15 protein-coding genes are annotated in these 13,355 nt (G+C 60.9%); 9 read left to right on the top strand and 6 right to left on the bottom strand.

Going from position 1 to position 13,355, the window contains the following annotated elements:
- The first annotated feature begins 60 nt into the window (after window positions 1-60).
- The 5 genes from purM (at window position 61) to NW816_RS04455 (ending at window position 6,248) form a co-directional block, all read left to right on the top strand.
- The gene (gene purM, locus NW816_RS04475) at window positions 61-1,125 is read left to right on the top strand and encodes a phosphoribosylformylglycinamidine cyclo-ligase (protein WP_414408377.1); all 1,065 of its coding nucleotides are present in this window, start codon (window positions 61-63) and stop codon (window positions 1,123-1,125) included.
- 235 nt (window positions 1,126-1,360) lie between these two features.
- Entirely contained in the window at window positions 1,361-2,389 is a 1,029-nt protein-coding gene (locus NW816_RS04470; RefSeq protein ID WP_414408376.1) for an ABC transporter ATP-binding protein, read from the top strand.
- On the top strand, window positions 2,386-3,171 hold the full coding sequence (locus NW816_RS04465; RefSeq protein ID WP_414408375.1) for an ABC transporter permease: 786 nt from the start codon (window positions 2,386-2,388) through the stop codon (window positions 3,169-3,171). The genes NW816_RS04470 and NW816_RS04465 overlap by 4 nt, the downstream gene beginning before the upstream one ends.
- Window positions 3,172-3,194: 23 nt before the next feature.
- The gene (locus NW816_RS04460; protein ID WP_414408374.1) at window positions 3,195-4,754 is read left to right on the top strand and encodes a GldG family protein; all 1,560 of its coding nucleotides are present in this window, start codon (window positions 3,195-3,197) and stop codon (window positions 4,752-4,754) included.
- 18 nt (window positions 4,755-4,772) lie between these two features.
- Window positions 4,773-6,248: a DUF4340 domain-containing protein gene (locus NW816_RS04455; protein ID WP_414408373.1), complete on the top strand. Its 1,476-nt coding sequence runs from the start codon at window positions 4,773-4,775 to the stop codon at window positions 6,246-6,248.
- Between the two features lie 13 nt (window positions 6,249-6,261).
- Here the strand turns inward: NW816_RS04455 and NW816_RS04450 are convergent, their stop codons facing one another.
- From NW816_RS04450 to rpsF, 4 genes are all read right to left on the bottom strand, one after another.
- Entirely contained in the window at window positions 6,262-6,909 is a 648-nt protein-coding gene (locus NW816_RS04450; RefSeq protein WP_414408372.1) for a universal stress protein, read from the bottom strand.
- A gap of 95 nt (window positions 6,910-7,004) precedes the next feature.
- Complete coding sequence (locus NW816_RS04445) at window positions 7,005-7,709, bottom strand: M14 family zinc carboxypeptidase (protein WP_414408371.1); 705 nt, start codon at window positions 7,707-7,709, stop codon at window positions 7,005-7,007.
- 27 nt (window positions 7,710-7,736) lie between these two features.
- Entirely contained in the window at window positions 7,737-8,135 is a 399-nt protein-coding gene (locus NW816_RS04440) for a single-stranded DNA-binding protein (RefSeq protein ID WP_414332102.1), read from the bottom strand.
- 73 nt (window positions 8,136-8,208) lie between these two features.
- The gene (rpsF, locus tag NW816_RS04435; protein WP_414355685.1) at window positions 8,209-8,499 is read right to left on the bottom strand and encodes a 30S ribosomal protein S6; all 291 of its coding nucleotides are present in this window, start codon (window positions 8,497-8,499) and stop codon (window positions 8,209-8,211) included.
- Window positions 8,500-8,739: 240 nt separating this feature from the next.
- On the opposite strand from rpsF, the gene NW816_RS04430 reads away from it, so the two are divergent.
- The 4 genes from NW816_RS04430 to NW816_RS04415 all read left to right on the top strand — a co-directional run bounded on the left by NW816_RS04430 (window position 8,740) and on the right by NW816_RS04415 (window position 11,483).
- On the top strand, window positions 8,740-8,985 hold the full coding sequence (locus NW816_RS04430) for an acyl carrier protein (protein WP_041436540.1): 246 nt from the start codon (window positions 8,740-8,742) through the stop codon (window positions 8,983-8,985).
- Window positions 8,986-9,030: 45 nt separating this feature from the next.
- Complete coding sequence (gene fabF / locus NW816_RS04425) at window positions 9,031-10,311, top strand: beta-ketoacyl-ACP synthase II (protein WP_414408370.1); 1,281 nt, start codon at window positions 9,031-9,033, stop codon at window positions 10,309-10,311.
- Between the two features lie 12 nt (window positions 10,312-10,323).
- Entirely contained in the window at window positions 10,324-10,593 is a 270-nt protein-coding gene (locus tag NW816_RS04420) for a hypothetical protein (protein WP_414330100.1), read from the top strand.
- 77 nt (window positions 10,594-10,670) lie between these two features.
- Window positions 10,671-11,483, top strand: coding sequence for an HAD family hydrolase (locus NW816_RS04415; protein ID WP_414408369.1), 813 nt, complete (start codon window positions 10,671-10,673; stop codon window positions 11,481-11,483).
- Here the strand turns inward: NW816_RS04415 and queA are convergent.
- Together queA and dcd are read right to left on the bottom strand one after the other, a co-directional pair.
- Window positions 11,480-12,643 carry a tRNA preQ1(34) S-adenosylmethionine ribosyltransferase-isomerase QueA gene (queA, locus tag NW816_RS04410; protein ID WP_414408368.1) on the bottom strand — a complete coding sequence of 388 codons (1,164 nt, stop codon included), beginning with the start codon at window positions 12,641-12,643 and terminating at the stop codon, window positions 11,480-11,482. The two genes, NW816_RS04415 and queA, sit on opposite strands and share 4 nt — an antisense overlap.
- Before the next feature lie 83 nt (window positions 12,644-12,726).
- The gene (gene dcd / locus NW816_RS04405) at window positions 12,727-13,308 is read right to left on the bottom strand and encodes a dCTP deaminase (RefSeq protein WP_011433274.1); all 582 of its coding nucleotides are present in this window, start codon (window positions 13,306-13,308) and stop codon (window positions 12,727-12,729) included.
- Between the last annotated feature and the right edge of the window lie 47 nt (window positions 13,309-13,355).

The following is a 13,355-nucleotide window of genomic DNA, read 5'->3' as shown; positions in this document are numbered from 1 at the left end:
CCCGTTTGTACGGTCGGACACAGGAGCTCAAGTCTTGATAGCATAAGGGGTTTTGGCATTTTGGACTACCGCTCAGCAGGGGTTGACATCGATCTGGGCCACGCCTTTGTCAGGGGGATCCGCGAGCGCGTTGAACGGATTCAAATTCCGTCCTCAGGTTCTTCAGGAACCTTGGGCGGCATCGGCGGCTTTGCCGGTCTGTTTGAGCTGCCGACGGGGTATCAAGCGCCGGTGTTGGTGGCGGGCACCGATGGGGTGGGGACAAAGCTGGACATTGCCCAGCAGTGGGGTCAGCACCGGGGGGTAGGTGTTGATCTGGTGGCGATGTGCGTCAACGACGTGCTGACGGTGGGGGCCCGGCCGCTGTTTTTCTTGGACTATGTGGCCACCGGCAAGCTGGAGCCGGAAGCCCTGTTGCAGGTGATCGACGGCATCTTGGCGGGCTGCCAGGAGGCGGGCTGCCAACTGCTGGGGGGGGAAACGGCGGAGATGCCGGGGTTCTATCCCCCTGGGAAATACGACCTGGCCGGGTTTTGTGTCGGAATTGTGGAAAAAACGGCCATTCTGGATGGGTCGCGGGTGCAGTTGGGGGATCGGCTGTTGGCTTTGCCCAGCAGCGGCCTACACAGCAACGGCTACAGCTTGGTGCGGCGCATTGTGGCCGACCGGGGTTGGCGCTGGGATCACCGGCCTCCCGGCTGGGATCGGCCTTTGGCGGAAGTATTCCTCACCCCCACCCGCATCTATGTCCAGGCGGTGCAACGGCTGCAGTCAGCCGGTGTTCCCCTCCACGGCATGGCCCACATCACCGGCGGCGGGATCCCGGAAAATTTGCCCCGCTGTTTGGCCCCGAACCAAGCGGCACGGCTGCAGCCCCACAGTTGGCCCGTCCCACGGGAATTTCTCTGGCTCCAAGAGCAGGGCCAGGTGGAGACCTTGGAGATGTTCCGCACCTTCAACCTGGGGGTGGGCTATGTGCTGGTGATCCCCCCTGAGGCGGAAAATCAGGTGAGATCCCTGCTCCCCGAAGCCTTCCCCATTGGGGAGGTGGTGGCAGCCAATCCAGGGGAGAGCCGGGTTCTGGGGCTGGAACAGTGGGGATCCCTCACAAGCCCTGCCGACTAGCCAACCGATGGATCCCCATCAAAAGGGGGAAAGGGATCCCGGCTCCATCAACGCATCCTCGCTGCCGCTATGCTAAGTTGGCATGTGGCCTCAGCACGGTTGCCCGTGTTCTTGCCCGAGCCTGTAATCTCTTCCTAGCATTCGTCTTTCTTGGAATATGGGCAACTCAGCCTTAGCCTGCACAGACTTGGGCCGTTTGCCAACCACCGCTGACCCTGTAGGTTAGGAGTTGCTGATGACAGGTTTACCCACTGCTCGTGCAAATGCGGTTGCTATCGAAGTCGAGCATTTGAGCAAAACCTACGGCAGCTTTACTGCCATTCGCGATGTTTCCTTCCAGGTGAACGCCGGCGAGATCATGGGGTTTTTGGGGCCGAACGGAGCCGGCAAGACCACATCCATGCGCATTTTGGCCGGGTATCTGCCTGCCAGCGAGGGGACGGCGCGGGTGGCCGGGTTTGATGTTCACGAAAACTCGATGGCGGTGCGGCAGCGCATTGGCTATCTGCCGGAAAACCCACCCCTCTACCCCGACATGACGGTGGAGGCGTACCTGCACTTTGTGGCCCAGATCAAGCGGGTCAGCGCTGGCGATCGGCCCAGGCGGGTGGACGAGGCGATCCGGCGGTGCAGCCTGGAAGAAAAGCGCCACACCCTCATCCGCAAGCTCTCCAAGGGGTTTAAGCAGCGGGTGGGCATCGCCCAAGCTCTGGTTCACGACCCGCCGGTGATCATCCTGGATGAGCCCACCATTGGGCTGGATCCCAAGCAGATCATCGAGGTGCGCAACCTGATCAAGAGCTTAGCGGGAGAGCACACGATCATCCTCTCCACCCACATCCTGCCGGAGGTGAGCATGACCTGCGACCGGGTGGTGATCATCAACCGCGGCCAGGTGGCCGCCATCGGCACCCCCGCTGAGCTGACAGCCCAGCTTCAGGATCGGCAGCAGGCAAAGCTGGTGGTGGGGGCAACCGAGGAAATGGCCATCCGGTTGGCCCTGCAGCCTTTGCCACAGGTGGAAGTGGTGAGCATGCAGCCTCTGGATCCCTCTCGGTTCCGTCAGCGGTGCGGAGCACTTTGGCAGGTGCAGCTCAAGAGCAACGCTGCCGCGGACGGCTGGATCCCGGAGGCAGCCAAAGCGCTGGTGCAGGCGGGGATCGACCTCTACGAGATAGGCCGTCCTCAAGCTTCTTTGGAAGAGATTTTCCTGCAGCTCACCACCCAAGAGGGATCCGAGGGCCTACTGGAGGAAGCGGCATGAACGGAGCAATTGCCATTTTTCGTAAGGAATTGCGCGGCTACTTCACCTCGCCCATCGCCTATGTGGTGGCCGCGGTGTTTTGGGGACTGGCGGGGTTTTTCTTCTTTAATATCCTGGTGCGGGTGATCAATTTCTCCCAGCAGGTGGATCTGTTTGCCCAGTTTGGCCAGGAGAACCCTTTTGACGCCGCCACCATCCTGTCGCAGCAGTTTCTCAACCTCTTGGGCACTCTTTCTCTCTTCTTATTGCCCATCTTCACCATGAGTTCCTATGCCGAGGAGCGGCGGCGGGGCACCATGGAGCTGCTGGCCACCTCCCCCATCACCAACTTGGGGGTGGCGGTGGGCAAATGGCTGGCGGTGTGGGTGTTTTTCATCACGCTGCTGCTGCCGCCGTTGGTTTACCACGTGCTGGTGCTGAGCAGCGCCAACCCGGCAGTGGACTACCGCCTGACCTTGATGGGCTATGTGGGCCTAACCCTGCTGGCGGGCAGTGTCATGGCCTTGGGGTTGTTTATCTCGTCTCTAACAGACAGCACGCTCATCGCGGCGGTGGCCACCTTTGGCCTGATCCTGCTGCTCTGGGTGATCGACGCGGCAGCCGGCCAGGAGGAGAACTGGATTGCCGCGACGCTGCGGCATGTGTCTTTGCTGCAGCAATACAGCAACTGGGTGCAAGGGATCCTCAGCAGCAGCAGCCTCATTCTTTTCTTGAGCATCATCGTCCTGGGGCTGTTTGCCACGGTGCAATCGGTGGAAAGCCTGCGCTGGCAACAGAGCTGAGGTCAGATGGGAGGAGTGCGGTGATGAAGGACTGGCGCGCGTTAAAGGACTGGACAGGGATCCTGGGCATTGGCGTCATCGCCATCGGCCTGGTGGTGGGATCTACCTTCACCGGTTGGACGGCTGTGCCCCTGAGCATGCTGGCAACGGGCCTGGCCCTGCTGGTGGTTTGGGGCATCACCCACCGGCAGGAGGTGGGGGTCTTCCTCGGTCTGCGTTCCACCCAGACCAACGCCAACATCCTGGTGGCGGTGGCGGCGATGGCCGTCATTCTAGTGCTGGTGAATGTGGTGGCGGTGCGCTACGACCTGCGGCTGGATCTCACCGAGGAGGGCCTGTTTACCCTGTCGCCCCAAACCCGGCAATTGGTGCAGGGATTGGTGCAACCGGTCAAAGTTTGGGTGGTCACCACTGCGCCGGATCCCAATCTGCGGGAACAACTGGAGCGCTATCGCCGCCTTAACCCCAACCGCTTTCAGTTTGAGTTTGTGGATCCCAATCGGGATCCCTTGACCATTCAACGGCTGCAGGTGACGCAAAACAACACCCTGGTGGTGGAGGCCGGAGAAAGCCGACAACAACTGCCCCAGCCCCCTGCTCCTGACCTGGAGAGCAGACTGACCCCTGTCTTGTCCAAAGTGGTCAACCGAGGGGAGTTAGTGGCCTATTTCGTGCAAGGGCATGGGGAAGTGGGGCTGCAAGCGAGGGAAGGCGCCCCAACTCTGGCTCAGGCGGTGGCAGCCCTGGGCCAGGAAGGCTATCGGGTAGAGCCCCTCAACTTGGTGCAAGCGGAGATCCCAGAGGATGCGAATGTCCTGGTGCTGGCGGGGCCACAGCGGGCTTTGTTCCCCGGCGAGGTGGAGAAACTGCAGGATTACCTGGCCGAGGGAGGACGGCTGCTGTTGTTGATTGGGCCACGGGTGGATGCCGGCCTGGATCCCTTGCTGGAAGAGTGGGGCGTGGTCTTGGGGGATGACATCATCCTGGAGGCGAGCAGCATCAGCCAGCTTCTGGGGACAGGGCCAGCCGTAGCTTTGGTTACTGACTACGGGGATCACCCCATTACCGCCCCCTTGGCCGCCCAGCGGCTGATGACCCTCTTTCCCTTAGCTCGTTCGGTAGAAACCCAAGCTCGGGAAGGGATCCAAGCCACGCCCTTGCTGCGCACCGGCCCGCAAAGTTGGGGGGAGACCAGTCCTGAGCTGGAACGTGGCCCCTTGCAATTCGATCCGGATCAGGACAAGCCCGGCCCCCTCACCTTGGGTGTTGCTTTAACCCGCCGTTTGGACGCCGACCAGGCCGACACAGGATCCCCGCAGGAGGCCCGCCTGGTGGTGATCGGCAATGTCAACTTTGCCCTCAACGGCAACTTGCGGCAGCAGGGCAACCGGGATCTCTTCTTGAACACCCTCAACTGGCTGACTGAGCAAACGGAGCAGATCTCTATCCGCCCCAAATCCATCACGGATCGCCGTCTCACCCTGACCGGTCAAAACTTCCGCTGGCTGGTGCTGGGATCGACGGTCCTTTTGCCCTTGGCGGCCCTGGGTTCCGGAGCTGCCCTGTGGTGGCAAAGACGGTAGAGCTGGAGGAAAGCAGGCATGTTCAAGCGAACCACCTGGATTCTCCTGGGTTTGGCGGTGGCCTGTTTGCTGGGCTACTTCCTCTTGGACAACATCCGGCAACTGCGTCAGGAGCAACAGGCGGAGCGAGCGCGGCTGTTCCACTTTGCCACCGACACCATCGCCCGCATTGAAATCCGCCAACAGAAAGAGGGGGAACCCGTTCGCGGCAGCGGTGCGGAGTACTTGGAAATCCTTTTGGAGCGCAATCCAGAAGAAGAGGGATCCCACTGGCGGATCGTCGGTCCCATCCAGTCGGCGGCGCTGGACTTCCCCATTGAGCAGTTGCTCAACACCTTCTCCCGCCTCACCCCCCAAATCACTCTGGAGGGGGTCACTGACCTGGCCGCTTTTGGCCTGGATCAGCCGCGACACCAAATCGCCCTTTTCCCCAAAGAAGGGGATCCCTACCGCCTGGCCATCGGCAACGACAACTTCGACGGCTCTGGCTTCTACGCCCAGCCCGAAGGGGGACAGGTGGTGCTTCTAAGCAGTGCCCAGAAGGGATCCCTGTTGCCCTCCCTACTGGCTTTGCGGGACAAAACCTTGCTTCGGTTTGACACTGCCGAGGTGAAGGCCCTGCAAGTGCAGTTGGCAGAGGCGGATCCGGGTCGCGTCAGCGGTGCGGAGTCCTTAGTTTTTCGCCTGCAGCGACAAGACAATACTTGGCAGATTGTCGAGCCCAGAGAGCTGCCTGCCGATGAGATCAACGTCAACCGCTTGCTCAATACTCTGGCCCGCCTGCAGGCCGTGGAGTTCCCCGCCGAGACCCAGACGGATCTAGCCCCCTATGGCTTGGAGCAGCCTTCCGCCCGGCTGACGGTAGAGCTGGAGGAGGGCAAAACCCTGAAGGTCGCTTTGGGATCGGAGAAAGATGGCCAGGTGTACGTCATCACCTCTGAGCACCCGGCAGTAGCCACCTTGCTCACCTCCACCGCCGATATTCTCCGCTCCGACTTGGAAGAGCTGCGGGATCACCGCATTGCCCGCCTCAACGCCAACCAAGTGGGCCAAGTCACCTTAGAATCCCAAGGGGAAAAGGTCACCCTCACCCCTCGGCCTTCAGAGAAGGGATCCTTGGAGCTGCGCTGGGAAAACCCGGAGCGACCGGGCCAGCCTGTGGATCTCGGCTCTCTGTTCTCCAGCCTGAATGCTGCCCGCGCCAAAGAGTTTGTGGAACAAGCTGATGCAGAAGCCCAGAGGGTGTTGTCTGATCCGGACCTACGGCTGACCTTTGAGCCCAAACCCGACGCCGAGCAGGATCCCTTAACCCTGACCTTGGCCGCCTCTGGCTTGCAGGCCTACGTGCAAAGCAGCCGCCAGCCGGACATTGCCGTGATCGAGCTGAGCACCTTCAACAGCCTGGAAACCGAAGTGAATCGCCTCTTGGAGGGCCAGCCGGAGAGCAAGGACTCTGCCCCGCTCACGCGACCAGATCCCACTCCCTCGCCCTAGAGTCCCTAGAGCCTTAGCCAGCAGGGGTAGCTGTCTTCTCTTCCGCAGTTTGGGCTTCTTTTTTCAGGGCTTCCCCTTGTATCGTCAGCACCGAGCAGGGAGCGCGGTGGAGCACGTAGTTGCTAACGCTGCCCAGAAACAGCTCGCTCAGGCCGGAGTGGCCGCGGCGGCCCACCACCACCAAGTCCGCCTCCCAAGAGCGGGCCAGATCGCAGATGACCCGACCGGGGTTGCCGTAGTTGAGGGTGTACTCAGCGCGGATCCCGTGCTCAGCCGCTTTCCCCACCAGCGAGCGCAGGTAGTCGATCTGGTTTTGCTCGAAGATGGCACATTGCTCCCGGTAGGACTGCCACAGCTCGGCGCTGATGGTGGAGCTGTAATCTACCCCCAGGATCATCGGCGGCTCTGGGGCGCCCGGCTCTTCCTGAGACAGAACATGGAGAATCATCATCTGGGCCTGCATGGCCTTGGCCACTTGGACGGCCTTTTGAAATACTCCCTGGCTCAGCTCCGACCGATCCACTGCCACCAAAATCCTGCTGAACATATTGGCTTCCTCCAGATGGCTAACAGCGGGGCACAAGGCAGAAGCAGCGTGACTTCGGGGTTGACCTCTGACCCCTTTTCCCTCGACTCCAAGCTCCCCTCTGCTCTGCCCCACCTATCTGTGTTGTAGAAGATTTGGGCGAGAAAACCCCAGATATCTTGAACGAACTAGGCAGATTGGCAACGAAAGTTCAGAGATCTTGACACCGGTCAGAAGGCATCGCCTTGGGCTGCCCACTCCAACACCGCCTGCAGCGCCTCGGCCTGCTCTTGCCAGACTTGATCGAGGGGAGTGCCCCGCAGGATTTCCAGCGTTAGGGTTGGGATCCGCCGTTCCTGCCCCGCCCAAGTGCCCAGAGAACCGGGGGTGGGATAGCCAATGTCGGCGGCGACGGGCAAGCCGTTGCGAGCAGCCATCACCTGGGCCAGCTCAAGGGCAGGGCCGTTGTAGTTCACACAGGGGTGCGCCTGGCAGGAGTGGGCAGAAAGGATAAACTGGGGCTGAATCCGGGCCAAACTCGTCAACAACACTTGCGTTTCGGGCTCGGAGCCTGGGGCCGATCCGGGCGGATAACGAGCTTCCAGAGAGGCCGGGATCCAATCTTGGGTGGGCAGATTGCGGTTGAGATCCACACCGTTGGCATTGAGACGTTGCCCCAGGGCACAGCCATCCGGGTTCAGGCGTGGGATCGCCCACAAGGTCGCCTTCCCGGCCAAGGATCCCCATTTCCCAGAAGCCACATAGCGCTCGATCAGGGCATAGCCCTCCACCTCATCCCCGTGTACCCCGCCGAGCAGCAGCAAGGAGCGGATCCCTTGGGTGAGCTGCCAAAGGTGAATGGGACGCCCCTGCACCGAGTAGCCGATGACCCGCAGGGATCCCAAAGGTTCACCCGCAGCAAGTTCCTGAGACATGGGGGATCCCGGCAAGTCTCGCAACCGTTAGAACGGGAGATCGTCCGGCTCCGGTGGGGAAACCACATCCCCCTCAGAGGATTCCACAATCGCCGGTTCGCCCATCCCCGTCAGGGAGAGAACGCGAGCGGATCCCAGTTGATGGACACGGCGCGCGGTGATCTCGGCCAGCTTTTCCTTGCGCCCATCTCGCTCCACCACATTCATGTGCAGTTGGCCCTCCACCGTGATCTGGTCGCCCACATGGCAGGTGTCCACCACCCTTTTGGCCAGTTCTCCAAAAGAGGAAACGCGCACGCGATAGGGCGGCTCATCCGGGCGCAGGCTGGGAAAGCCAATCACCAAGGACGCAACAGCTAAGTTATCAGGGGTGTAGCGCAGCTCCGGCTCAGACAGAACCTCGCCCATCAACACAATCGAGTTCATAACGGAGCCATCCAGGGATAAGGGGCAGCTCAGCGCACTTCCATCATGCCCGCAGGCCAGGATCCCGTCAAACCTAGCCGACGCGGAGGGTCATGTGGCGCAGCACACTCTCGTTGATGCGCAGGTTTTTCTCCCAGGCAGCCACCGCACTGGGTTCGGCTTCGTAGTTGAACTGGATGTACAGACCTTCCTTAAACTTTTTCATCTCAAACCCGGCAAAGCGACGCTTGCCTCTGTTGGTGATCTCCACGTGGTTCACTCCGTTCTCTCGCAGGATCGCCTCCTGACTGCTGAGCAGTTGTTCGAGGGGTTCATCTGACACATCAGGACGCACAATCAGCATCGTTTCGTAAGCGCGGGGCATGGAAGCGAGTTCTCCTTGAGGATCCAGTTGTAGAGATGCAGTAGACTATACTAGCTTTTCTTTCCTGCAACCGAAAAGGCCGCGGCTCAATCCCCACACCTCCATACTCTGGCCGCAGCGGCAAATGCAGGTGAGGCTGCTCACAAGAGGGGATCCGTTGTCCGATACAATAGGGATTGCTTCATTGGCCGCTGGTTGGCCCGGCCAAGACACGCTGAATCGAGAGTTGGGATTCCAAGCATGAGCGCAGACGAAGTTTACAGCCGTGTTCGTAAGATCGTGTCCGATCAACTGGGCGTGGAAGACGACAAAGTGACCCCAGAAGCCAATTTCCAGAACGACCTGGGGGCCGACAGCCTTGATACGGTGGAGCTGGTCATGGCTTTTGAAGAGGAATTCGATCTGGAGATCCCCGATGAAGATGCAGAGGGGATCGCCACCGTGCAAGACGCTGTTAACTACATCCTCTCGAAGAAAGCTGCCTAGTCTGCCCCCAGTTCTGACTCTATACCCCCGGGCTAACACCGGACGATGGCTACCACAGATCCCGCCACTGCTTACAGACCAACCCGCCGCGTTGTGATTACGGGCCTGGGTGCGGTCACCCCTATCGGCAACTCTCCTGCCGAGTTTTGGCAGAGCTTGCTGGCAGGGCGCTCCGGCATTGGGCCGATTACCCATTTCGATGCCTCCCGCCACGACTGCCGTATTGCCGGAGAGGTGAAGGGATTTGATCCCCTCGACTATTTGGATCGCAAGGATGTCAAGCGCACCGACCGCTTTGTGCATCTGGCGATGGCGGCCACCCGGCAAGCCTTGGAGGACGCCGACTTTCACATCACCGATCTCAACGCCGAGCAAGTGGGGGTGATCTTGGGCACCGGCATCGGCGGCATCCGCGTCTTGGAAGAGCAGCAGACCATCTATCTGCAGAAAGGGCCGGATCGCTGTAGCCCCTTCATGGTGCCCATGATGATTGCCAACATGGCTGCAGGTCACCTGGCCATTCATTTTGGCGCCAAAGGCCCCAATTCCTGCACAGTTACGGCCTGTGCCTCTGGCTCCAACGCCATTGGCGATGCCTTTCGGCTCATCCAGAGGGGAGAGGTGCAAGTGGCGATCACCGGTGGCACGGAAGCGGCGGTTACCCCTTTGTCCATGGCGGGGTTTAGTGCCATGAAGGCCCTTTCCACCCGCAACGACGCCCCGGAGCAAGCCTGTAGGCCCTTCGATCGGGATCGGGACGGCTTTGTCATGGGGGAAGGAGCAGGGATCCTGGTGCTGGAGGAGTTGGAGCACGCCCGCGCCCGCGGGGCCAAGATCTATGCGGAGATAGTCGGCTATGGCCTCACCTGCGATGCCCACCACATGACCAACCCTGCCCCTGGTGGTGAGGGAGCAGCTCGGGCGATGCGGCTGGCCCTCAAAGATGCCGGGCTTCAACCTGGGGACGTGCAACACATCAACGCCCATGCCACCAGCACCCCTGTAGGGGATATTGCCGAGGTACAGGCCATCAAGTCGGTCTTCGGCGAACATGCCCCCCGTTTGGCCATCAGCGCCACCAAGTCCATGACCGGCCACCTGTTGGGGGGAGCGGGCGGCATTGCCACGGTGGCCACAGCTTTGGCCATCCACCACGGCTGGGTTCCTCCTACCCTCAACTTGGACAACCCTGATCCCGAGTGCGAAGGGCTGGATTTTGTACCCCACAAGGGGCGGCAGATGGCTGTCGAGGCCGCTTTGGTCAATGCCTTTGGATTTGGTGGGCACAACGTCACGCTGGCTTTGCGCCGCTACTCTCCCGCCTGAAGGGCTTGGCCTATGTCTTCTCCCGAAAGTTCGTCGCCCTCAGTTCGTCAACAAGCCTTGGCCGCTTTGACGGCGGAGCTGGCGCAGCAAGGCCACCCGCCCGAATATGCCCAGCACATGGCAGCGGCGGTTATTTTTCAAGCGGACTTGGATCTGTGTGCAGCCCAACTGGCGCGGGTGCTCAGTTGGCTGAAGCAAAACCATCCTCAGCTCTATCCAGAGGCGGTGCAATTGGTGGACGCCACCCGCGAAGAGTTCGAGCGTCGCGTTCAAAATGGATAGACAAGCCATCTGCTGTGATCTGAAGCAGGGATCCGGCAGTTGGGTTGCGGTCGTTAGCAGAGGGTGATGTCGCCCATATGGAGCTGCAAGGGGTGATCTTGAGCTGGAGTGGGGTGGTGGCCGATGACGAGAGCCTGCACCTACAGGCCATCAACCAACTGCTGGTGGAAGAGAACCTGCGCCCCTGGAACCTGTGCTGGCCGAAGTCGGGATCCCCTGGGCAGCGGGAGCTCTATCGGCTGCAATACCTGGGCCGACCGGATCGAGAGCGCCTGCCGGCTCTGTGGGGGGATCAAGGGCGGGTGCTCAGCCCCAAACAACTGGAAGAGCTGCTGAAACGCAAGGCCCTATACTACCGACAGGCTTTGCAGGGGCAGAGGGAATTGCCTCTCATTCCCGGTTTGGCGGAAACTTTGGAGACGCTGGAGCGGCTGCAACTGAAGGTCGGCCTGCTGTGCGGCCAATCGGCAGCCGAGGTGGCCGCTTTTCTAGAGCGCTTCCAGCCATGCTGCCCGGCCCTGACGCGGTTGACCGATGGGGGATCCTACCGAGTGACGGGGGATGATGCAGGCCCAATGCTTTCCCCAGGACACTTGCACCGCCTGCTTTTGCAGCGGATGGAATTGCCTGCCCAGGAGTGCTTGAGCATTGAGGCCACCTACCCCGGCATTCAGGCAGCCCGTTCGGCAGGGATCCCAGTCCTGGCGCTGGCTACCTTCTTTCCTCTGCACATGCTGCAGCGGCGGGCCAATTGGGCGGTGGACGGCTACCACCAGGTGGAATGGGAGCGCATCCAGAATTGGTTTGCCGGCGGCCAAGACCGTCCTTCGACCCCAGAAGCAGAGGCCGGTTCCTGCAAGAGATCCCAGGGAGAGCAGCCCCAGCCCTAGGGCAAGATGAGCATGCCATCCCCAAAGGAATAGAAGCGATATCCCTGCTCGATGGCCTCTTGGTAGAGAGCCAGCAGCCTTTGCCGCCCAATCAGCGCAGCCACCAGCATCATCAAGCTGGAGCGGGGCAGGTGAAAATTGGTGACCAGTCCCTGAACCACCCGCCAGGAGTAGCCGGGGTAGATGAAGAGATCGCTTTTCCCCTGCCAAGGCTGCAAGGTGCCAGAGGCTGCCGCGGTTTCCAAAGAGCGCACCACGGTTGTTCCCACCGCGATCACCCGCCCCCCGCGGGCTTGGGCTTTTTGGATGGCTGCTACCGTTGTTGCCGGCACCTTGAGCCACTCGCTGTGGAGACGATGTTCGGTCACCTGCTCCGCCTCCACCGGTCGGAAGGTACCCAGGCCGATGTTCAGGGTGATGTAGGCAGTTTGGATCCCTTTTTGGGCCAGCCGCTCCAGCAGCTCCTGGGTAAAATGCAGCCCTGCCGTGGGAGCAGCCACCGATCCGGGGTGTTTCGCCCAGAGGGTTTGGTAGTCTTGAGGGCGAACCTGTCCGGAAGCCTTGATGTAGGGAGGCAGCGGGATCCGGCCCACCTGCTCTAGGATTTCCTCAAAAGGCTGTGCCCCCTCCCACTCAAACTGCACCACTCGCCCACCGGTCTCCGGATCCAAATCCAGGACAGTGGCTCTCAGCCCAGAGGGGGATCCCTCCTTGCTCCAAAAACCAATCCGATCCCCCACCTTCACCCGTTTGCCCGGCCTGACCAAAACCCGCCAGTTCCACGCCTGATCCGGCAGAGGTTGGGCGGCGGCAGGGATCCCTTCCAGGCAAGGCTCCAGCAGCAACACTTCGACCCGCGCCCCAGAGGGTTCCTTAGCCCCGAACAAGCGGGCCGGGATCACCTTGGTATCGTTGAGAACCAGCAGATCCCCTTCCTGCAGGTAGTCAGGCAGATGGCAGAAGCGGCGATGCTCGTGCCTATCCGGGTACACCACCAGCATCCGCGCCTGATCCCTGGGCTCCACCGGCGTTTGCGCAATCCGATCTGGAGGGAGGGTGTAGTCGTAGGAAGCTGTGAGCAGATCCGGATTGGGCTCCCTATCGCCCAAAGGCTCAGCCTCACCGGGGGGAGCGGCAGCAGGCGAAAAAGAGTCAGGCATGGAGATGAATCAAGATGGGGTTCTACGTGGATCCAGCATAGCCAACCGGATCCCGCCAACCCTCTCCCTTTTGAGGGAAGCAGCTAAACCTTGGCCACCACCACCTGCTGCGGCTGATCCTGATACTTGCCGGCGCGGTCGGCGTAGGTCACTTGGCAGGGATCCCCTTCCAGAAACAGAAGCTGGACCACCCCTTCGTTAGCGTACACACGGCAGTCGGCGCTGGAGGCGTTGGAAAACTCCAGAGTGAGATAGCCCCGCCATCCCGCTTCAGCCGGCGTCAGGTTGGCAATCAGACCCACCCTGGCATAGGAAGATTTGCCAATGCAGATCACGGTAATGTTATCCGGGACTTGCAGCCGTTCCAAGGACACCCCCAACCCATAGGAATGGGCCGGGATGATAAAGTAATCCCCCATCTCGTCGTGGTGCAGCTCCACCGCTTCCAGATTCTTGGGGTTAAACCGCTTGGGATCCACCACCGTGCCGGGCACATGGCGAAAGATCTTGAACTCCACCGGCGACAGGCGGATGTCGTAGCCGTAGGAAGACAGCCCGTAACTCAAAACGGGCCGAGATTCAACAGCGCGCACCAGCTCAGGGCAGAACGGCTCGATCATCCCTCGCCGCGCTTGCTCACAGATCCAGCGGTCGTTTTTTAACATGGATGCAGCCGGTTCCCTAGGGAGTGGGGGGAAAAGCAACAGTTACC

Source organism: Synechococcus sp. W55.1 (assembly GCF_047461655.1).
Lineage (GTDB): Bacteria > Cyanobacteriota > Cyanobacteriia > Thermostichales > Thermostichaceae > Thermostichus.
Note: the sequence above shows the minus strand (reverse complement) of the source record. Positions and strands in the feature narration are given on the sequence as shown.